Raw genomic sequence first — 19,749 nt, forward strand, 5'->3', positions numbered from 1 at the left:
GGCCGGGCACGGACTCTGACACCACATGAAATCTTGCTGAACGTACACGGCAGATCACAAGGAGTGAGTTTTCAGATACTGATAGACAGCGCGAACGACCCCAGCATGCGGCCGAGTTCGGCCTGGAGGCGGTGGGCCGCGGGGAGGAGCCGGTCGGCCTGATGTGCGGGCAGGGAGATGGCCATCGACGCCGCCGTGGCGCCGACGGTGATCGGGATGGCCGCACACACCGTCCCCAGCGCGTACTCCTGGCGTTCCGTCACCAGCTCCATGCGCCGGGTGCGGTCCAGACGCCTGAGCAGGTCGTGGTCGTCGCGGACGGTGTACGGCGTGACGGGCCGCACGGGATAGCGGCTCAGGTGGTCGCGGCGGGCCGCCCCGTCGAGCTGGGCGAGCAGGCACTGTCCGATGGCGTGGGCGTGGCCGGTCTCCCGGAAGTCGGCCCATTCCTCGACCGCGGGATTGCCCGGGGTGTCGGAGACGCAGAGGACGTCGATCTCACCCTCGCGGTACACCGCGTAGTACACGGGGACGCCGATCGCGTCCCGCCAGCGGGCGAGGGTGTCGACGACCTTGCTGCGACGTTTCTGCTGGGCTCCGCTGCCGCTCAGCCGCTCGGCCGCGTCCCCCAGGAAGAACAGCCCCTTGTCGCGGCGCAGATAGCCCTCGTGGACGAGGGTGCGCAGCAGGTGGTACGTGGTGGGGAGGGCGAGTCCGGTCTCCCGGGCCAGCTGTTTGGCGGGGGCCCCGTACGCGTGTCCGGCGACGGTCTCCAGCAGGCGCACGGCCCGCTGCACGGAACCGATGAGCGTCGCGGTGGGCGGTGCCGGTGGTGGCGCCGGGGAGCGGGGCTGCGGGGGGACCGCGGTCAGATGGGCGGAGGTGCCAGTCATGGCCAAGGGTCACTCCCGAAACGCGAGGGGGGCAGCCCGTGCGGGAACACGGGGTGGGGGGGTCGCCGCTCGCGGGGACCGTCCCCGCGTCGAGTTCCGGACTCTAACGGGCTGTCACCGCGCGCATACGGCCCGTGGAGAAAACTTCCCCCACCCGAGGGAACCGGCGATTCCTGTTACCGCCTCACCGGTCCCCCTCGACTCACCAGTCGCTGCGCGACGAGGAACTCGACATGAACTTGCGCACGACGTAGATCAGTCCGCCGACCAGCGCCACGAACACCAGCAGTTTGAACAGCAGACCGATCACGAAACCGACCACGCTCGCTATCAGTCCGCCGAACACCACCAGGGCGATGACCGGCACCGCGATCCACTTCACCCACCACGGCAGTCCCGTGAAGATCTCTCGCATCGCCCTTGTCCTTCTCTCTCCGCCGGTCGGGTGCCGGAACCTGTTCATGATGTCCTGCACTTGATGCTAGGGCGGCGGGTGGTCCTGCGGGGGCTCCCGACCCCTTGTCCTCCCCTGACCGATCCCCTAGGGAACCCGCGGGTGCCCGCTCAGCTCTCGGGGGGAGAGAACACCACCAGGACCCGCAGATCCTCGCTGATGTGGTGGAACTTGTGGGCCACCCCCGCCGGCACGTAGACCACGCTGCCGCGCGCCACCTGTGTGGTCTCCAGGCCCACGGTGATCGACGCCCGCCCGCTGACGACGAAGTACACCTCGTCCTGGTTGTGCGGCCCCTGCGGATCCGGGGCCCCGGCGTCCAGGGCGTAGAGGCCGACCGACATGTTCCGCTCCCGCAGGAACTGCAGGTACGCCCCGTCGTTGGCGGCGCGTTCCGCCTCCAGTTCGTCCAGCCGGAATGCCTTCATCTCCTGGTCCCCGCCCCTGCCTCGAGCCCGATCGTGTCTGTCACGATCAGACACATGATGAATTTCCTAGTCAAGACGATCGCCAACGCCGGAGCCCTGGCCGTCGCGGTGTGGCTGCTCGACAAGATCACCCTCACCGGCGACAGCACGGGCAAGGAGATCGCCACCCTGCTCCTGGTCGCCCTGATCTTCGGCCTGGTGAACTTCCTGGTCAAGCCGGTCGTGAAGCTGCTGAGCCTCCCTCTTCTCATACTGACGCTGGGACTGTTCACCCTGGTGGTGAACGCCCTGATGCTGCTGCTCACCTCCTGGCTCGCCGACCAGCTCGACCTGAGCTTCCACGTGGAGGGCTTCTGGACGGCCGTACTCGGCGGTCTGATCATCTCCGTCGTCTCCTGGGCGCTCAACGTCGTGCTGCCCGACGGGGACTGATCACGATGACCTACCGCGTCTGTTTCGTCTGCACCGGCAACATCTGCCGCTCCCCGATGGCCGAGTCCGTCTTCCGCGCGCGCGTGGCGGAGGCCGGACTGGACGGCGTGGTCGAGGTGGACAGCGCCGGCACGGGCGGCTGGCACGAGGGCGAGGGCGCCGATCCCCGCACGGATACCGTGCTGCGGAAGCACGGCTACGGCACCGGCCACACGGCCCGGCAGTTCGACCCCTCCTGGTTCACCCGCCTGGACCTCGTGGTCGCGCTCGACGAGGGCCATCGCAGGGCGCTGCGACGCCTCGCCCCCACGGAGCGGGACGCGGACAAGGTGCGCCTGCTGCGTTCGTACGACCCTGCCGCCGGTGACGACCTCGACGTGCCGGATCCCTACTACGGCGGCTCGGACGGTTTCGACGCATGTCTTGAGATGGTGGAGGAGGCGAGCACCGGGCTGCTCGCCGCGGTACGCGGGCACGTGGAAGGACAGGCTGCATGAACGAGGCGACGTCGACGGGCGCGGGCCACGGCCCGGTCGTCCCCGGAGGGGCCGGTGACGGCACCCGCGCGGTGCGGGCCGGGCTGCCCGAACCGGTCAAGCACGAGCCCACCCTGCCCGGGCCCGTGTTCGCGGCCCATTTCCATCTGCCGGGCGACCCGACCGGTCCCTACACCTACGGCAGGGACGAGAATCCGACCTGGACACTGCTCGAGCGGGCCATCCGCGAGCTGGAGGCGCCCGGGCGGGACGATGCCGAGACGCTGGTGTTCGCCTCGGGCATGGCCGCGATCTCCTCGGTGCTCTTCTCCCAGCTGCGCGCCGGAGACGCGGTCGTCCTGCCGGACGACGGCTACCAGGCACTGCCCCTCGTAGGCGCCCAGCTGGAGGCGTACGGCATCGAGGTACGCACCGCGCCCACGGGCGGCGATGCCCAGCTCGAGGTCCTCGACGGCGCGAAGCTGCTGTGGATCGAGACACCCTCCAATCCGGGACTGGACGTGTGCGACGTACGGCGGCTCGCCGAGGCGGCGCACGCGCAGGGCGCCCTGGTCGCCGTGGACAACACCCTCGCCACACCGCTCGGCCAGCTGCCGCTGGAGCTCGGCGCCGACTTCTCGGTGGCCAGCGGCACCAAGCAGCTCACCGGGCACGGCGATGTGCTCCTGGGGTACGTCACGGGCCGCAAGGGCGAGGCCATGGCCGCCGTCCGACGCTGGCGCAAGATCGCCGGGGCGATCCCCGGGCCCATGGAGGCCTGGCTCGCGCACCGCTCGATCGCCACGCTCCAGCTTCGGGTCGACCGGCAGAACGCCACCGCACTGACGCTCGCCCGGGCGCTGCGGGAGCGGCCGGAAGTGTCGGACCTGCGCTACCCGGGCCTGCCCGAGGACCCCTCGCACAAGACCGCCTCGCAACAGATGCGGCGCTACGGGTGCGTGGTGTCCTTCACGCTGCCCTCACGCGCGCGAGCGGACCGCTTCCTCGACGCGCTGCGGCTGGTGGACGACGCGACGAGTTTCGGCGGCGTACGGTCCACGGCGGAGCGGCGCGGACGCTGGGGCGGGGACGCGGTGCCGGAGGGGTTCGTCCGCTTCTCCGTGGGCGCCGAGGATCCGGCGGACCTGGTGGCGGACGTGCTGCGCGCCCTGGACGCATCGGCCGTCTGACGTTTCCGGCTGTCGGACGCCGGTCAGCCGGCGTGCGGCGGCGGACGGTCCGAGCCTCCCCCCTCGTGGCTCGGACCGTCCTCGGTTCCGCGCGCGAAGAACCGCGCGGTCTAGGCTAGTTGACTCAGTGTCAGTGTCCAATCACAGTAGCGGCAGCGACCTATCGACTTATTTATCGTTGGTCTGGTCCGGTCCTGAGGCGAGGGTTGAACCGAGGAGGGTGTTCCGTGGATCTGGCCTTGCTGCGGACCTTCGTGACCGTGCACCGGGCCGGCTCCTTCACTCGTGCCGCCGCCCTCCTCGGTCTCTCCCAGCCGGCCGTCACCTCCCAGATACGGACGCTCGAGCGCCAGCTGGGACGCCCCCTGTTCCTGCGCCAGGCGCGCGGTGTGACACCGACGACCATCGGGGACGAGCTCGCCCACAAGGCCGCCCCACATCTCGACGCCCTGGTGGAGATAGCGGAGTCCGGGGTGGAGGAGGACTTCTCCTTACGGACGCTGCACCTGGCCGGCCCTCCGGAGTTCACCGCCGAGCGGGCGCTTCCCGCGCTGACGGAGCTGGCCGGGGAGGAAGGACAGGGTTTCGCCCTGCGCGCCTCTTTCGGAACCGCGGAGGAGACACTGGACGGGCTCGCCGCCGGACACCACGATCTGGCCATCAGCACGGCACGTCCACGCGGGGCCCTGCTCTCGGCTACTGCGCTCTGCGACGAGGAGCATGTCCTGGTGGCCGCTCCGCGCTGGGCCGGACGGATCGGCTCCGGCATGTTCCGGGGGACCGGTCCCTCGGCCCTGGAGCAGATCCCGGTGGTCGAGGTCCATGAGTCGCTGCCGTTCGTCTCCCGCTACTGGGCATCCGTCTTCGACTCCCGCCCGGCCGCCCCGGGCACCGTTGTCGTGCCGGATCTACGCGCGGTGCTCGCCTGCGTCACCGCGGGGGCGGGGCTTGCGGTGCTACCCCGCTACCTGTGCACGGCTGCGCTCGAGCGGAGGGAGGTGGTCGCTCTGCACGAGCCGGCGATCCCGCCGCTGCGCACCTATTTCCTGGTGGTCCGCACCGGCACGCTGGCGATGCCCCACATCGCACGGGCTCACGAGTGGCTGGAGCGGGCGGCCGACGACTGGTGCTGAGCCACCGAGGCAGGTTCCTCGCACGGGAAACCGGCCCAGGGCACCATGCGATGTTTCACGTGGAACAAGCCGGGCCACATTTTCCCCATGACCGTCCGACCCGTGGTCAAGCGCACCGCCCGAGCCGTTCTGCTGGACGGCGAGCATCTGATTCTGATCAAGCGCACCAAACCCGGCATGGATCCGTACTGGGTGACTCCGGGGGGCGGGGTGGAGCCCGGGGACTCGACCGTCGTGGACGCCCTGCACCGTGAGGTGTACGAGGAACTCGGCGCGAAGATCGCCGACGTGGTGCCCTGCTTCGTCGACACCGTGGAGCACATCGGCGAGGACGGCGGCGCCACCGGCGTCAAAGTGCAGCACTTCTTCGTTTGCCGCCTGGAATCCATGGATCCGTCCCTGCGGCACGGTCCGGAGGTCGACGAACCCATCGGTGAGTACGAGATCGTCCACGTACCGTTCACCCGGGTCGGCATCGCCTCCGTCCATCTCGTACCGCTGTCACTGCGGCACTACCTGGACGGCAACATCGAGGGGGTGCGCGCCATGCACGCACCCGATCTGGGCTGACCCGCTTGGCCGAAAGCCCGCACGAGTCTGCCCAATCGGGTGGACGCCGGCGCCTCCCGTCGGACAGCCTGACCTGCGTGTCGACACCTTCCCTTGACTCCCTGCCCATCCGCCGTCTGACGCTCCGCGACCTCACCGCCTGCGCCGACTTGTCCGAGGACCGGGGGTGGCCACGGGAGGAGCACAAGTGGGGTCTCCTCCTCACGGCCGGGAAGGGCTACGGCATCGAGGACCCCGCCGGTGGTCTGGTGGCCGCCTGCGTCGTCACCGAGTACGGACCGCACGGGCGGCCCTCTCTCGCGGCCGTCGGCATGGTGCTGGTCGCCGGGCGGCACGCACGCCGGGGCGTGGGACGCCGGTTGATGCGCCACATCGTCGCGGTGACGGGCACCACTCCTCTCACCCTGCACGCCACCGAGTCCGGCCGGCCGCTCTACGAGGAGCTCGGGTTCAAGACCATCGGCCGTGCCGAGATGCTGCGGGGCCACTTCGTTCCCCCGGGTGTCCTGCCGGAGGTCACCACCCGTGCCGCCACTGCGGAGGACCTCCCGGCCATCCTCCGGCTCGACGAGGAGGTGTTCGGAGCGGACCGGACCCACATCGTCACCCGGCTGCCGGCCTTCGCCGACCGGCTGCGCGTCGCCGAGGCGGACGGGCGGCTGACCGGTTACGCCTCTGCCTGGCCCAACATGGACACCCATGTGGTGGGACCGCTGATCGCCCGTGACACCGAGACGGCCAAAGCCCTCATCGCGTCCCTCGCCGCGCACACCGAGCGGCCCCTGCGCACCGACATCGACGTACGGCACGGCAAGCTGCTGGACTGGGCGAAGGAGCACGGGCTGGAGTCCGTGGCGTTCAACGCCGTCATGGCGTACGGGATCACGGAGCTGCCCGGCGACGGGAGCCGGCGCTTCGCCCCGGTGACGGTCGCCGCGGGCTGACACTCGCGGACACGACGACGCCGGCCCGATGCCCGGGGCCGGCGTCGCTGTGTGCATGGCCTCCTCCGCTAGACGAGGACCTCCACCGCGGCCGTGGCGAAGTCGTGATCCTGCTCCGGGGCACCGCCGCCGAGACCGATCGCCCCGATCAGCCGTCCCTCGCGCCGGACCGGCACACCACCGGCGATGAACAGCAGCGGCCGGTCGAGCGCGGTGGGCAGGGTGTGGAAGAGGCCCCCGGGCTGCACGGCGTCCACCAGATCGGCGGTGGGTGCGTTCAGCTGGAGAGCGGTGTACGCCTTGCGGGTGCTGGTCTCACCGGAGATCAGCACCGCGCGGTCGTCGCGGCGGAAGGCGAGCAGATGCCCGCCGGCGTCGAGCACGGTGACGCTGACGGCGACACCGGCCGCCTCGGCGGCCTCGCGGGCGGCCGTGACGAGGGCTTCGGCGTCCGCGGTGGTCAGCGGGGCGACAGCCGTGGTGGTGCTCATGGGAATTCTCCTTGCGGTGCGGGTGATGTCGGTCGTGCCGGAGGCAACCGGAACTGCGAGAGCGGCTCTGCCACCCCGCTTGCCGGTGCCAGGGGTCAATGCGCGATCGCGGTCGGTCGCTCGGTGGGTACGGGATCGCCGGGCACGGTGCCGGACCCTCGTTCGCGGCGCTCGAGTGCGGCCGAGACGAAGGCGAGCAGCAGGGCGGCCGCGGCAAGGACCGCGCCGACCCAGTTGGGTGCGGTGTAGCCGAGTCCGGCCGCGATCACGAGGCCGCCGAGCCAGGCGGACAGCGCGTTGCCGAGGTTGAAGGCGCCGATGTTGAGGGCCGAGGCCAGGGTGGGGGCACCGTGCGCCTGGTCCAGGACCCTCTTCTGCAGAGGCGGCACCGTGGCGAAGCCCAGGGCGCCGACGAGGGTGATGGTGACGGCGGCGGCGAACTTGTCGTGCGCGGTCAGGGTGAAGAGCGCGAGGACGACGGCGAGGGCGCCCAGGGACACGTACAGCATGGGCATCAGGGCACGGTCGGCGTACCGGCCGCCGACGATGTTGCCGCCGACCATCCCGAGGCCGAAGAGGACGAGCAGCCAGGTGACGGAGCCCTGGGCGAAGCCGGTGACCTGCGTCATCATCGGCGCGATGTAGGTGATGGCGGCGAAGACGCCGCCGAATCCGAGGACCGTCATCGCCATGGCGAGCAGCACCTGGACGTTCCTCAGTGCCGCCAGCTCATGGCGCAGCAGCACCCCCTCGGGCTTGGGCATGTCGGGAACGAGCTTGGCGACACCGGTCAGACCGACGACACCGAGGGCGGCGACGATGCCGAAGGTGACGCGCCAGCCGGCGGACTGACCGACGAGCGTGCCCAGCGGGACGCCGACGACATTGGCGACGGTCAGTCCGGTGAACATCGAGGCGATGGCCCCGGCCCGCTTGTCCGGGGCGACCAGATCGGCCGCGACGACCGAGCCGATGCCGAAGAAGGCGCCGTGCGCCAGGGAGGCGACCACCCGTCCGGTCAGCATGAGGCCGAAGGAGGTGGCCAGCGCCGAGAGGAGGTTGCCGATGACGAACAGTCCCATCAGCAGCATCAGCATCCGCTTGCGGGAGATTCTGGTGCCGAGCGCGGTCATCACCGGGGCACCGAGCATGACGCCTAGCGCGTAGCCGGTGACCAGATAGCCGGCGGTGGGGATGGAGACACCGAAGTCGGCCGCGACCTCGGGCAGCAAGCCCATGATCACGAACTCCGTGGTTCCGATGCCGAAGGCCCCGATCGCGAGGGCCACAAGCGCGAGAGGCATGGGGGACAGACCTTCCGAGACAATTGCGTGAGCGCGTTACGAGCTCTGACAATAGTTGCACACGCCGATTATTTGCAAGCGACGGCTATTGCGGAAGTGCTCTACCCTGGTGTGCAGGAGCTCCTGGACGGAGGGAAACGCCCATGACAGCCAAGGACCCCGCGCTCACCGCCCTCGCTCAGGGGTGGTGCGCACTCTCCCTGCTGCACGGGAGGATCGAGGCCCACATCGAGCGCGCCCTTCAGGCCCGGCACGACCTGAGCGTGCGGGAGTACTCCCTGCTCGACGTGCTGAGCCGCCAGCACGACGACGAGGGCGGCCATCTGCAGATGAAGCAGGTCGCGGACGCCGTCGTGCTCAGTCAGAGCGCCACCACTCGCCTGGTCACCCGGCTCGAGAACCGCGGGCTACTGGAGCGCTATCTGTGCCCCACCGACCGGCGGGGCATCTACACCAATGTCACCGAGGCCGGGCTGGAACTGCTGGAAAAGGCCCGGCCGACCAATGACACCGCCCTGCGCGAGGCCCTCGACCAGGCCGCGGCGAACCCAGAACTGGCCCCGCTGGTCCGGGCGGTGGAAATTCTGAAGGTCCCCGTGTCCGCCTAGAGTGCGGGCATGGGAGATCTTGAGATACGAGCCGCGGTCGCCGACGACCTGCCCGCGATCGTCAGCATGCTCGCGGACGACCCCCTGGGAGCGCAGCGCGAGTCACCGGACGACCTCGGCCCTTATGCGACCGCCCTGGACCGGCTCAGCACCGATCCGAACCAGCACCTGGTCGTCGCGGTCCGCGAGGGACACGTCGTCGGCACACTGCAGCTCACGATCGTTCCTGGACTCTCCCGCCGCGGCTCCACGAGGTCGATCATCGAAGGGGTCCGCGTCCACGCGGACGAGCGCGGCAGCGGTCTGGGCACCCGGCTCATCGAGTGGGCGATCGACACGTCCCGCCACGAGGGATGCCACCTGGTCCAGTTGACGTCGGACAACACCCGCACCGATGCCCATCGCTTCTACGAGCGGCTCGGTTTCACCGCTTCCCACGTGGGTTTCAAGCTGCCGCTGTGACGCGCCGGAGCACGGGAGCCGTGTTCCACGTGAAACACGGCTCCCGGGTACGGAGTGTCAGCCGATACCCCGCCACCCCTCGGGGTCCACGCCGCCCGGCACCAGGGCTCCCTCCTCGTACGGCTGGCGCGTGAACACGAACGAGCCGAGGTCAAGATGGCTCACCGCTCCGTCCGCCCGCCGTACGGGCTTCAGGAGCTCGCCGGCGTAGTAACCCTCCAGCCCTGTCCACGTCCCGTCCCCGTTCTCACGGAAGCGTGAACGCCGCCCCTTCCCGGACAGTGGCTCCAGCGAGACGAAACCGCGGGCGGCGAGCCGCAAAGCGAAGGCGTTCGTCCCCCAGTACCACTGACCCGCCAGTTCCAGCGCGGCAGGGTCCACCTCCCGAAGTGGCTGCCACGGGGCGGGGATAAGCGGTTCCGCCCGGGCGACGATCCCGACCAGATCGGCGGCGACCGTGAACGGCGCGGGACCGGACGTGCAGTTGGTGAGCACGACCGCGCTCACGTCGTCCGCCATGCTCGTCGTGAGGCAGGCAAGGAATCCCGGAAGCGATCCCGTGTGTCCGACGAGGGCCCGCCCGTTCTGGTGACGGAGCTCCAGGCCCAGACAGTACGCGTAGCCGTCGGCCACGTCCGTCGCCTCGGCCGGTGCTGCCGGCGTCCTCATCTCCCGCAGCGACTCCGCGCTCAGCACCTTCTCGTCCCCCCGGACCAGGAAGGCCGCGAAGCGCGCCAAGTCTCCTGCGGTGGACCACAGTTGCCCGGCGGGCGCCATCAGCCCGAGGTCCTCCAAGGGCTCGGGCATCATCACATCCGCCCACGGGTGCACCGCCCAGCCTCCCGCGTGCGGTGCTTGCGGCCGCATGCTCGTACGCTCCAGGCGCAGGGGTTCGAGGACTTCCCGTCGGAGGACGTCCTCCCACGGGGCGCCACGGAGCTTCTCGACCAGGGCGCCGAGCAACGCGTATCCGGGGTTCGAATAGTGGAAGCGCCGGCCCTTGGGATGCACCAGTGGCCGCGCACCCAGCACCTCGTCGAGACCCACTCGCAGGGCACCGGGGGTCCGCTCCCACCAGGGGCCCGGCGTTTCAGCGGCCAGCCCTCCACTGTGGCACAGCAGTTCGGCGATGGTCACCTCGCCCACACCCGTGTCCGGCAGGTGCTTCTCCAACGGGTCGGAGAGATCCAGCGCGCCCTCGTCGCGCAGCCGCAGCACGAGAACGGCGGTGAACGTCTTGGTGATCGAACCGATCCGGTACTGCACGTCCTGGTCCGGGGCGTGCCCCTCCACCGCAGTCCGCGCCCCGGTCCACACCGTCTTCCCGCCCCGCACCACGGCCGCGACCAGCGACGGTGTCCGTCCTTCGCTCTGGGCCACGGCGATCCGGTGCAGCAGAGCACGCCGTGTTCCGGGCAGCAGTTCTTCTTCAGGGATCGTCATGCCCCCAGTCCAGCACGGTCGGCGAGCGGGAGGCGGTGACCGCGGGGGTCTCGCCGCCCGGCGAGGGCGAGGCCGGGATCAGGCGGCTTGCCCGTGCCGGCCACCGAGCACACCACGCTGAACCCCGAGCACGAGGACTACCGTCGCGCCCACATCGCGCACGATGAGTTTCCCGTGCCGCGCCGGTCTGTACGCCGGACACCCACGGACGGAAGGCTGGGCCATGCGGAAACTGATCTACGGCATGAACCTGACCCTGGACGGCTACATCGCCGCGGCCGGCGACGACATCGGCTGGAGCGGGCCACCGAGCGACGAGTTGTTCCAGTGGTGGCTCGACCACGAGCTGGCGAGTGACCTGTCGCTGTACGGGCGCAAGCTGTGGGAGACGATGAGCTCCTACTGGCCGACCGGCGACCAGCAGCCCGACACCACCCCGGCGCAGGCCGAGTTCGCACGGAACTGGCGGGACACACCGAAGGTGGTGTTCTCCTCGACGATCGACAAGGTCGACTGGAACGCCCGCCTGGTCATCGGCGACGCGATCGCCGAGATCACCCGGCTCAAGGCCGAGGACGGCGGCCCGATGAACATCGGCGGCGCGACGCTCGCCGGGGCGGCCATGCGCGCGGGGCTGATCGACGAGTATGTCATCGCCACCCATCCGGTCCTGGTGGGCGGCGGCACGCCGTTCTTCACCGCGCTGGACAGCTGGGTGAACCTGAACCGGGTGGAGACGCGGACGTTTCCCGGCGGCGTGGTCATGACCCGGTACGAGACCCTCCAGGGAGCCGGTCAGGTCTGAGCCATGTCCACGAACCGTGAGTAGTGGCCCTGGAAGGCGACCGTGATCGTCGCCGTCGGACCGTTTCGGTGCTTGGCCACGATCAGGTCCGCCTCGCCGGCGCGCGGGGACTCCTTCTCGTAGGCGTCCTCACGGTGCAGCAGGATGACCATGTCGGCGTCCTGCTCGATGGATCCGGACTCACGCAGGTCGGAGACCATCGGCTTCTTGTCGGTGCGCTGCTCCGGACCACGGTTGAGCTGGGAGAGCGCGATCACCGGGATCTCCAGCTCCTTCGCGAGCAGCTTGAGGTTTCGGGACATGTCCGAGACCTCCTGCTGACGGCTCTCGGACCGCTTGGACCCGCCGGCCTGCATCAGCTGGAGGTAGTCGATGACGACGAGCTTCAGATCGTTGCGCTGCTTCAGGCGACGGCACTTGGCGCGGATCTCCATCATCGACAGGTTCGGCGAGTCGTCGATGTAGAGCGGCGCCGCGGAGACGTCCGGCATGCGGCGCGCCAGGCGCGTCCAGTCCTCGTCGGTCATCGTGCCGGAACGCATGTGGTGCAGCGCGACGCGTGCCTCGGCGGAGAGCAGGCGCATCGCGATCTCGTTACGTCCCATCTCCAGCGAGAAGATGACACTGGGCAGGTTGTTCTTGATGGACGCGGCCCGGGCGAAGTCCAGGGCGAGGGTCGACTTGCCCATCGCCGGACGCGCGGCGATGACGATCATCTGCCCCGGGTGCAGGCCGTTGGTGAGCGAGTCGAAGTCCGTGAACCCGGTGGGCACCCCGGTCATCTCACCGCTGCGCGAACCGATCGCCTCGATCTCGTCGAGGGCACCCTCCATGATGTCGCCGAGCGGCAGGTAGTCCTCGCTGGTGCGCTGCTCGGTGACGGCGTAGATCTCCGCCTGGGCACGGTTGACGATCTCGTCCACGTCGTCGTCGGCCGCGTATCCCATCTGGGTGATGCGCGTCCCCGCCTCGACCAGCCGGCGCAGTACGGCGCGCTCGTGCACGATCTCGGCGTAGTACGCCGCGTTCGCCGCCGTGGGGACGGTCTGGACGAGGGTGTGCAGGTACGACGCCCCGCCGACCTTGTTGATCTCACCGCGCTTGGTCAGTTCCGCGGCGATGGTGATGGGGTCGGCCGGCTCGCCCTTGGCGTACACGTCCAGGATGGCCGTGTAGACGGTCTCGTGGGCCGGCTTGTAGAAGTCGTGGCCCTTGAGGATCTCGACCACGTCGGCGATGGCGTCCTTGGACAGCAGCATGCCGCCGAGGACGGACTGCTCGGCCACGAGGTCCTGAGGCGGCACTCTCTCGAACGCGGAGCCGCCACCGTCCCATTCACCGGTGTCCCTGCCCCGGTCGTGCTGTTCATTGCGGCCGCTGCCGCGGTCGTCACGACGGCGGGAGGCGGGCAGACGATCACTGGGACCGCTGTCGGCCCACGGGTCGTCCAAGGGCTCGGAAATGCTCACCGAGCCACCTCCTCCCGTCCGCCGAGCGGACCTCGCCGTGCCCCTCAGTTCTACGGCACGACACTGACAAATAAGAGGCCCAACTCCGGTTGACGCGCGCCGGTTTTGTGGCGTTTGTGAAACCGGCGGACGGAGCGGGCGCCGGATAACCGTAGGCCCGTCGGCACCGTCAGCCAATCTGGTTATCCACAGGCCATGTGGACGACCGGCCCAATGCTGTGGAGAACTCCTCGAAACCTGTGCACGAGCCGGTGGACAGCCCTGTGAACAAGCCCGGCACTTCCCTCCGCAGAAGCCCGTGACCTGCCTGTTTGCCATCCACTGGCTGGGGAGAAGAAAAACTTTCCCCCTCGGATCAAGATCAGCGCATGGGGTGTACACAAGCCCACACCCTGAGCCACGAAGTAAGGGTCATCAAAGCTTTGCATCTCTTACCTGTGGACGATTAGATTGGTGCACATGACACAGGCCCCCGCGCGCCCGAAAGCCGCACGCCGACAGCACGACCGTGAGATCGTCATGCTGGCCGTCCCGGCCTTCGGCGCCCTTGTCGCCGAGCCCTTGTTCGTCATGGCCGACAGCGCCATCGTCGGCCATCTCGGCACGGCACAGCTCGCCGGTCTCGGCGTCGCCTCGGCCCTCCTCATGACCGCCGTCAGCGTCTTCGTCTTCTTGGCCTACGCCACCACGGCCGCCGTCGCCCGGCGTGTCGGAGCCGGCGACCTGCCTTCGGCCATCCGCCAGGGCATGGACGGCATCTGGCTGGCCCTGCTGCTCGGCGCTGCCGTCGTGGCTGTCGTCCTGCCCACGGCGCCCGCCATCATCGACCTCTTCGGCGCCTCCGAAACAGCGACGCCCTACGCGATCACGTATCTGCGGATCTCCACCCTCGGCATACCGGCGATGCTCATCGTCCTCGCCGCGACCGGTGTCCTGCGCGGGCTTCAAGACACCAAGACCCCCCTCTACGTCGCCGTCGGCGGCTTTGTCGCCAATGGCGTCCTCAATGTCGTACTCGTCTACGGCGCCGGACTCGGTATCGCGGGATCCGCCTGGGGCACGGTCATCGCGCAGTGCGGCATGGCCGCGGTCTACCTGGCCGTGGTGCTGCGCGGAGCCCGGCGGCACGGGGCCTCGCTGCGTCCCGACGCAGCGGGGATCCGGGCCTCCGCCCAAGCAGGCGTCCCCCTGCTGGTGCGCACCCTCTCCCTCCGGGCGATCCTGATGATCGCGACAGCAGTCGCCGCCCGTCTGGGCGACTCCGACATCGCGGCTCACCAGATCATCCTCTCCCTGTGGAGTCTGCTCGCCTTCGCCCTGGACGCCATCGCCATCGCCGGGCAGGCCATCATCGGCCGCTACCTGGGGGCCGGCGACACCCAGGGCGCCCGTGAGGTGTGCCGCCGTATGGTCCAGTGGGGCATCGCCGCCGGTTTCGTACTCGGCGCACTGGTGATAATCGCCCGTCCGGCGTTGCTGCCCCTGTTCACCAGTGACGCCACGGTCAAGGACGCGGCGCTGCCCGCCCTGGTCCTGGTGGCTCTGGCCCAGCCGATCTGCGGCATCGTCTTCGTCCTGGACGGGGTACTCATGGGAGCGGGCGACGGGCCGTATCTGGCCTGGGCCATGGTGGTGACGCTCGCCGTGTTCACTCCGGCGGCGCTTCTGGTCCCCGCACTCGGGGGTGGACTCACCGCTCTGTGGGCCACGATGACCCTCATGATGACCGTGCGCATGCTGACGCTGTGGTTCCGTACCCGTTCGGGCCGCTGGGTCGTCACGGGCGCGTCCCGCTGACCGTTTCACGTGAAACACAGCCATGGGGGCCGCACCCCGAAGGGTGCGGCCCCCATGGGCTCACTGCGTCAGCGTGCTCGGCACTCAGCCGGCGACGACCTCGATGTTGACCTTGGCGTCAACCTCGGGGTGCAGACGCACGGACGTCTCGTGGGCGCCCAGCGTCTTGATCGGCGTACCCAGCTCGATGCGGCGCTTGTCGACCTCGGGACCACCGGCAGCCTTGATCGCGGAAGCGACGTCGGCCGGCGTGACGGAACCGAAGAGACGACCGGCGTCGCCGGAGCGCACGGCCAGGCGGACCTTAACACCCTCGAGCTGGGCCTTCACCTGGTTGGCCTGCTCGATGGTCTGGATCTCGTGGATCTTGCGAGCACGACGGATCTGCTCGACGTCCTTCTCGCCACCCTTGGTCCAGCGGATCGCGAGCTTCCGCGGAACCAGGTAGTTGCGAGCGTAGCCGTCCTTGACGTCGACGACGTCGCCCGCGGCACCGAGGCCGGAGACCTCGTGGGTGAGGATGATCTTCATGAGTCGGTCACCCTTCCCTTATCGCGCGGTGGAGGTGTAGGGCAGCAGCGCCATCTCACGGCTGTTCTTGACAGCCGTGGCGACGTCACGCTGGTGCTGCGTGCAGTTGCCGGTCACGCGGCGGGCACGGATCTTGCCGCGGTCGGAAATGAACTTCCGCAGCATGTTCGTGTCCTTGTAGTCCACGTACGTGACCTTGTCCTTGCAGAATGCGCAGACCTTCTTCTTAGGCTTGCGCACAGGCGGCTTCGCCATGATGTTTCTCCTGTGTGATCAAGAAGTGTGGGTACGGCCCGCCTAGAAGGGGGGCTCGTCCGAGTAGCCGCCGCCCTGCTGGCCGCCGCCGGAGCCACCGCCCCAGCCGCCGCCACCGCCCTGCTGGCCACCGGCGGGAGCGCCGGTCGCCCACGGGTCGTCGGCCGGAGCGCCGCCGCCCTGCTGGCCGCCACCGGGGCCGCCGCCCCAGCCGCCGCCACCCTGGCCGCCACCGCCGCCCTGGCCACCGCCGTACCCACCCTGGCCACCTCGGCCGGTGGTCTTGGTGACCTTGGCCGTGGCGTTGCGCAGGCTGGCGCCGACTTCCTCGACGTCCAGCTCGTAGACCGTGCGCTTGACGCCCTCACGGTCCTCGTAGGACCGCTGCTTCAGCCGGCCCTGCACGATGACGCGCATGCCTCGCTGGAGCGACTCGGCGACGTTCTCCGCCGCCTGACGCCAGACCGAGCAGGTGAGGAACAGGCTCTCGCCGTCCTTCCACTCGTTCGTCTGACGGTCGAAGGTGCGGGGGGTCGACGCGACACGGAACTTCGCGACGGCCGCACCGGACGGGGTGAAGCGCAGCTCGGGGTCGTCGACAAGATTGCCGACGACCGTGATGACGGTCTCGCCTGCCATGGGGGAACCTCTCGGCGGGTTTGCTGCTTGGCTGCTTGTGCTGCTACTCGGATCCCGGGATCAGCTGAGCGGAAGGGCTCAGTGGGTCTCGGGACGGAGGACCTTGGTCCGGAGGACCGACTCGTTCAGGTTCATCTGGCGGTCGAGCTCCTTGACGACCGCAGGCTCGGCCTGCAGGTCGATGACCGAGTAGATGCCCTCGGGCTTCTTCTTGATCTCGTACGAGAGACGACGACGGCCCCAGGTGTCGACCTTCTCGACCTTTCCGCCGCCGTCACGGACGACAGAAAGGAAGTTCTCGATCAGCGGGGAGACAGAACGCTCCTCGAGATCGGGGTCGAGGATGACCATCACCTCGTAGTGACGCATGTGGAACCCACCTCCTTTGGACTCAGCGGCCACGGTCGTTCCGTGGCAGGAGGGTCGTGATGCGTTGCGCAACGATGCCCGTCAGTAGAACAGCCGCCACTGACAATCGAGCCGGGCGGCGGATTCCAGACCGGCCGGGAGGAGCGTGGCCCTTCCCTGCCTCCTTCTGGATCTGTGCGGACAGACACCGGTGCAGACGCTACAGAGTACCCGCACAGCGCCTTCCGGTTGAAATCCTGGCGTGAGGACCGTCAATCTGGACACATCGGGTGTGTACGGCGCTACGATCCGCCGCCTTTCGCAGGAGGTGCCCCATGGCACAGGCATTGCGACCCAACACCGCCGGAGGTCTTTTCGCCACCGACGGCAAGCCCCACCCCCTCCAGGACACCCTGCTCGCGGTGACCCTGGTGCTGGGAATCACGTCCTTCATCACGGCGATGTTCCACCATCTGCACCTGGTCAGTTCCTGGACCGGCCTGGTGGGCATCCTCACCGGCGCGTACGGCCAGTGGATCTCGGTGACGACGCGAGGGCGCTTCGGTCTCGTCCTGGGCCTCGGCGCCTCGGCGGTCGGGTTCTTCCTGGGCATGGCACACGGTGGCCTCTTCGGCGGCGTCGTCGACTGACACCGGGCACCACCCCTCCTGAACACCGTCGAACGCCCCGGCCGGCCACGGGCCGGGGCGAAGGTCCCGTGCGCCCAACCGGGGCGCCCCCGAGGCGCAGTAGGCTTCGCGCGAGAGCCGGAGCCCCTGAACCCATGGGGACACACCAGCCCGAGGAGCGCCCCGAATGAGCCTGACCCTGAGGACCATCAGCCGAGAGCAGCATCTGGCGTACATCCAGAGCCTGCCGTCGGCGAGTCACATGCAGGTCCCGGCCTGGGCCGATGTCAAGGCGGAGTGGCGCTCCGAGAACCTCGGCTGGTTCGACGACCGGACCGGTGAGATGGTCGGCGCCGGCCTGGTCCTCTACCGTCAGCTGCCCAAGATCAAGCGCTATCTGGCCTATCTGCCCGAGGGCCCGGTCATCAACTGGTTCGCGCCGAATCTCCAGGAGTGGATGGAGCCGATGCTCGCGCACCTGAAGCAGCAGGGCGCGTTCTCGGTCAAGATGGGACCGCCGGTGATCATCCGGCGCTGGGAGGCCCCGACCATCAAGAAGGGCATCCAGGACCAGGATGTGAAGCGCCTGCGCGACCTGGAGGCCGACTTCATCGAGCCGCGTGCCTTCGAGGTCGCCGACAAGCTGCGCCGCATGGGCTGGCAGCAGGGCGAGGACGGCGGTGCCGGATTCGGTGACGTCCAGCCCCGCTACGTCTACCAGGTACCGCTGGCCAACCGCTCCCTGGAAGAGGTCCACAAGAACTTCAACCAGCTGTGGCGCCGCAACATCAAGAAGGCGGAGAAGGCCGGCGTCGAGGTCGTCCAGGGGGGTTATGACGACCTGCCCGAGTGGCAGCGGCTGTACGAGATCACGGCGGTGCGCGACCACTTCCGGCCCCGCCCGCTGTCGTACTTCCAGCGCATGTGGACGGCCCTCAACACCGAGGACCCCAACCGCATGCGGCTGTACTTCGCCCGCCACAACGGCGTGAACCTCTCCGCGGCGACGATGCTGATCGTCGGCGGGCACGTCTGGTACTCCTACGGTGCCTCCGACAACATCGGCCGTGAGGTCCGGCCCTCGAACGCGATGCAGTGGCGGATGCTGCGCGACGCCTACGCGCTCGGCGCCACCGTCTACGACCTGCGCGGCATCTCCGACTCGCTGGACGAGACCGACCACCTCTTCGGACTGATCCAGTTCAAGGTGGGCACCGGCGGCCAGGCGGCCGAGTACCTCGGCGAATGGGACTTCCCCCTGAACAAGCTGCTCCACAAGGCGCTCGACATCTACATGTCGCGCCGCTGACCGGTTCTTCGTCACGGTCTTCGTCTTCGTGGCCCCGAGGGCTGCGTCGGCTCCCATACCTTTGATACACCGCAGCCACGAGAAAGGTTCCAGGTCCGGCCATGGCGCTCACGCTCTACGTCGACACCGCGCGCTGGCGGGCGCATCACAAGCACGTGCAGGAGCAGTTCCCGGGACTGGTCCCGGTCTGCAAGGGCAACGGCTACGGCTTCGGCCACGAGCGCCTCGCCGAGGAGGCCACCCGGCTGGGCTCGGACGTCCTCGCCGTCGGCACGACGTACGAGGCGGCCCGCATCAAGGACTGGTTCGGCGGTGACCTGCTGGTGCTGACGCCGTACCGACGGGGCGAGGAGCCGGTACCGCTGCCGGACCGGGTCATCCGCTCGGTGTCGTCGGTCGACGGCGTGTACGGCCTGGTCGGTGCCCGGGTCGTCATCGAGGTGATGTCCTCGATGAAGCGGCACGGCATCAGCGAGCAGGACCTGCCCCAGCTGCACTCCGCGATAGAGAACGTGCGCCTGGAGGGCTTCGCCATCCACCTGCCGCTGGACCGCACGGACGGCTCGGACGCCGTCGAGGAGGTCATCGGCTGGATGGACCGCCTGCGGGCGGCCCGCCTCCCCCTGCACACGATGTTCGTGAGCCACCTCAAGGCCGACGAACTCGCCCGGTTGCAGCAGCAGTTCCCGCAGACCCGCTTCCGTGCCCGGATCGGTACCCGGCTGTGGCTGGGCGACCACGAGGCGACCGAGTACCGGGGCGCGGTCCTGGACGTCACGCGCGTCGCCAAGGGGGACCGGTTCGGCTACCGGCAGCAGAAGGCCGCCTCCGACGGCTACCTGGTGGTCGTGGCGGGCGGTACGTCGCACGGGGTGGGCCTGGAGGCTCCCAAGGCCCTGCACGGCGTCATGCCGCGCGCCAAGGGCGTCGCCCGGGCCGGCCTCGCCACGGTCAACCGGAACCTGTCGCCGTTCGTCTGGGGCGGCAAACAGCGTTGGTTCGCCGAGCCCCCGCACATGCAGGTGTCGATCCTGTTCGTGCCGTCCGACGCGCCCGAGCCGACCGTCGGTGAGGAGTTGGTGGCCCATCTCCGGCACACCACCACGCAGTTCGACCGGCTCGTCGACCGCTGACAGCAT

The 19,749-nt window shown here is 69.2% G+C and carries 24 protein-coding genes; 13 read left to right on the forward strand and 11 right to left on the reverse strand.

Annotated features, from left to right (window positions below; genetic code table 11):
* Nucleotides 1-71: 71 nt before the first annotated feature.
* From IE172_RS06620 to IE172_RS06630, 3 genes are all read right to left on the reverse strand, one after another.
* Complete coding sequence (locus tag IE172_RS06620) at nucleotides 72-893, reverse strand: IclR family transcriptional regulator (protein WP_190096150.1); 822 nt, start codon at nucleotides 891-893, stop codon at nucleotides 72-74.
* 202 nt (nucleotides 894-1,095) lie between these two features.
* Entirely contained in the window at nucleotides 1,096-1,308 is a 213-nt protein-coding gene (locus IE172_RS06625) for a DUF5326 family protein (protein WP_007388908.1), read from the reverse strand.
* A gap of 149 nt (nucleotides 1,309-1,457) precedes the next feature.
* Nucleotides 1,458-1,775: a cupin domain-containing protein gene (locus IE172_RS06630; protein WP_190096151.1), complete on the reverse strand. Its 318-nt coding sequence runs from the start codon at nucleotides 1,773-1,775 to the stop codon at nucleotides 1,458-1,460.
* A 54-nt stretch (nucleotides 1,776-1,829) separates the two neighbouring features.
* Here IE172_RS06630 and IE172_RS06635 point away from each other — a divergent pair, with 54 nt between their 5' ends.
* The 6 genes from IE172_RS06635 to IE172_RS06660 all read left to right on the forward strand — a co-directional run bounded on the left by IE172_RS06635 (nucleotide 1,830) and on the right by IE172_RS06660 (nucleotide 6,520).
* Entirely contained in the window at nucleotides 1,830-2,207 is a 378-nt protein-coding gene (locus tag IE172_RS06635; RefSeq protein WP_190096152.1) for a phage holin family protein, read from the forward strand.
* A 5-nt stretch (nucleotides 2,208-2,212) separates the two neighbouring features.
* Nucleotides 2,213-2,704, forward strand: a complete 492-nt coding sequence (locus IE172_RS06640; protein ID WP_190096153.1) for a low molecular weight protein-tyrosine-phosphatase — start codon at nucleotides 2,213-2,215, stop codon at nucleotides 2,702-2,704.
* Nucleotides 2,701-3,873, forward strand: coding sequence for a cystathionine gamma-lyase (locus IE172_RS06645; protein ID WP_190096154.1), 1,173 nt, complete (start codon nucleotides 2,701-2,703; stop codon nucleotides 3,871-3,873). The genes IE172_RS06640 and IE172_RS06645 overlap by 4 nt, the downstream gene beginning before the upstream one ends.
* Nucleotides 3,874-4,100: 227 nt before the next feature.
* On the forward strand, nucleotides 4,101-5,006 hold the full coding sequence (locus IE172_RS06650; RefSeq protein ID WP_190096155.1) for a LysR family transcriptional regulator: 906 nt from the start codon (nucleotides 4,101-4,103) through the stop codon (nucleotides 5,004-5,006).
* Between the two features lie 87 nt (nucleotides 5,007-5,093).
* Complete coding sequence (locus IE172_RS06655) at nucleotides 5,094-5,576, forward strand: NUDIX domain-containing protein (RefSeq protein ID WP_190096156.1); 483 nt, start codon at nucleotides 5,094-5,096, stop codon at nucleotides 5,574-5,576.
* Between the two features lie 77 nt (nucleotides 5,577-5,653).
* Nucleotides 5,654-6,520 (forward strand): GNAT family N-acetyltransferase, encoded by an 867-nt coding sequence (locus IE172_RS06660; RefSeq protein WP_190096157.1) that lies wholly within the window; start codon nucleotides 5,654-5,656, stop codon nucleotides 6,518-6,520.
* A 68-nt stretch (nucleotides 6,521-6,588) separates the two neighbouring features.
* Here the strand turns inward: IE172_RS06660 and IE172_RS06665 are convergent, their stop codons facing one another.
* Together IE172_RS06665 and IE172_RS06670 are read right to left on the reverse strand one after the other, a co-directional pair.
* The gene (locus IE172_RS06665) at nucleotides 6,589-7,011 is read right to left on the reverse strand and encodes a GlcG/HbpS family heme-binding protein (protein WP_190096158.1); all 423 of its coding nucleotides are present in this window, start codon (nucleotides 7,009-7,011) and stop codon (nucleotides 6,589-6,591) included.
* Nucleotides 7,012-7,106: 95 nt separating this feature from the next.
* Nucleotides 7,107-8,315 carry an MFS transporter gene (locus tag IE172_RS06670; protein ID WP_190096159.1) on the reverse strand — a complete coding sequence of 403 codons (1,209 nt, stop codon included), beginning with the start codon at nucleotides 8,313-8,315 and terminating at the stop codon, nucleotides 7,107-7,109.
* A gap of 143 nt (nucleotides 8,316-8,458) precedes the next feature.
* Here IE172_RS06670 and IE172_RS06675 point away from each other — a divergent pair, with 143 nt between their 5' ends.
* Nucleotides 8,459-8,923 (forward strand): MarR family winged helix-turn-helix transcriptional regulator, encoded by a 465-nt coding sequence (locus tag IE172_RS06675; RefSeq protein ID WP_190096160.1) that lies wholly within the window; start codon nucleotides 8,459-8,461, stop codon nucleotides 8,921-8,923.
* A gap of 9 nt (nucleotides 8,924-8,932) precedes the next feature.
* Nucleotides 8,933-9,385, forward strand: a complete 453-nt coding sequence (locus IE172_RS06680; RefSeq protein WP_190096161.1) for a GNAT family N-acetyltransferase — start codon at nucleotides 8,933-8,935, stop codon at nucleotides 9,383-9,385.
* Between the two features lie 57 nt (nucleotides 9,386-9,442).
* On the opposite strand, the gene IE172_RS06685 is transcribed toward IE172_RS06680, so the two are convergent.
* The gene (locus IE172_RS06685) at nucleotides 9,443-10,828 is read right to left on the reverse strand and encodes a serine hydrolase domain-containing protein (RefSeq protein WP_190096162.1); all 1,386 of its coding nucleotides are present in this window, start codon (nucleotides 10,826-10,828) and stop codon (nucleotides 9,443-9,445) included.
* A gap of 223 nt (nucleotides 10,829-11,051) precedes the next feature.
* Here IE172_RS06685 and IE172_RS06690 point away from each other — a divergent pair, with 223 nt between their 5' ends.
* Nucleotides 11,052-11,633: a dihydrofolate reductase family protein gene (locus IE172_RS06690; protein ID WP_190096163.1), complete on the forward strand. Its 582-nt coding sequence runs from the start codon at nucleotides 11,052-11,054 to the stop codon at nucleotides 11,631-11,633.
* Here the strand turns inward: IE172_RS06690 and dnaB are convergent.
* Nucleotides 11,624-13,102 carry a replicative DNA helicase gene (gene dnaB / locus IE172_RS06695; protein ID WP_190096164.1) on the reverse strand — a complete coding sequence of 493 codons (1,479 nt, stop codon included), beginning with the start codon at nucleotides 13,100-13,102 and terminating at the stop codon, nucleotides 11,624-11,626. The genes IE172_RS06690 and dnaB overlap by 10 nt on opposite strands.
* Before the next feature lie 459 nt (nucleotides 13,103-13,561).
* Here dnaB and IE172_RS06700 point away from each other — a divergent pair, with 459 nt between their 5' ends.
* On the forward strand, nucleotides 13,562-14,899 hold the full coding sequence (locus IE172_RS06700) for an MATE family efflux transporter (RefSeq protein WP_190096165.1): 1,338 nt from the start codon (nucleotides 13,562-13,564) through the stop codon (nucleotides 14,897-14,899).
* 84 nt (nucleotides 14,900-14,983) lie between these two features.
* On the opposite strand, the gene rplI is transcribed toward IE172_RS06700, so the two are convergent.
* From rplI to rpsF, 4 genes are all read right to left on the reverse strand, one after another.
* The gene (gene rplI / locus IE172_RS06705; RefSeq protein ID WP_190096166.1) at nucleotides 14,984-15,430 is read right to left on the reverse strand and encodes a 50S ribosomal protein L9; all 447 of its coding nucleotides are present in this window, start codon (nucleotides 15,428-15,430) and stop codon (nucleotides 14,984-14,986) included.
* Nucleotides 15,431-15,448: 18 nt separating this feature from the next.
* On the reverse strand, nucleotides 15,449-15,685 hold the full coding sequence (rpsR, locus tag IE172_RS06710; RefSeq protein ID WP_003949403.1) for a 30S ribosomal protein S18: 237 nt from the start codon (nucleotides 15,683-15,685) through the stop codon (nucleotides 15,449-15,451).
* A 42-nt stretch (nucleotides 15,686-15,727) separates the two neighbouring features.
* A complete protein-coding gene (locus IE172_RS06715) occupies nucleotides 15,728-16,324 on the reverse strand; it encodes a single-stranded DNA-binding protein (protein ID WP_189557261.1) in 597 nt (198 codons plus the stop codon).
* A gap of 78 nt (nucleotides 16,325-16,402) precedes the next feature.
* Nucleotides 16,403-16,693 (reverse strand): 30S ribosomal protein S6, encoded by a 291-nt coding sequence (gene rpsF / locus IE172_RS06720; RefSeq protein ID WP_019324683.1) that lies wholly within the window; start codon nucleotides 16,691-16,693, stop codon nucleotides 16,403-16,405.
* Nucleotides 16,694-17,007: 314 nt separating this feature from the next.
* On the opposite strand from rpsF, the gene IE172_RS06725 reads away from it, so the two are divergent.
* From IE172_RS06725 to IE172_RS06735, 3 genes are all read left to right on the forward strand, one after another.
* The gene (locus IE172_RS06725) at nucleotides 17,008-17,322 is read left to right on the forward strand and encodes a hypothetical protein (protein ID WP_190096167.1); all 315 of its coding nucleotides are present in this window, start codon (nucleotides 17,008-17,010) and stop codon (nucleotides 17,320-17,322) included.
* 166 nt (nucleotides 17,323-17,488) lie between these two features.
* The gene (gene femX, locus IE172_RS06730) at nucleotides 17,489-18,610 is read left to right on the forward strand and encodes a peptidoglycan bridge formation glycyltransferase FemX (RefSeq protein WP_190096168.1); all 1,122 of its coding nucleotides are present in this window, start codon (nucleotides 17,489-17,491) and stop codon (nucleotides 18,608-18,610) included.
* Between the two features lie 101 nt (nucleotides 18,611-18,711).
* On the forward strand, nucleotides 18,712-19,743 hold the full coding sequence (locus IE172_RS06735) for an alanine racemase (protein ID WP_190096169.1): 1,032 nt from the start codon (nucleotides 18,712-18,714) through the stop codon (nucleotides 19,741-19,743).
* The last annotated feature ends 6 nt before the right edge of the window (nucleotides 19,744-19,749 follow it).

This window comes from Streptomyces griseoflavus (genome assembly GCF_014649995.1).
In the GTDB taxonomy this organism is placed as follows: Bacteria; Actinomycetota; Actinomycetes; order Streptomycetales; family Streptomycetaceae; genus Streptomyces; species Streptomyces griseoflavus.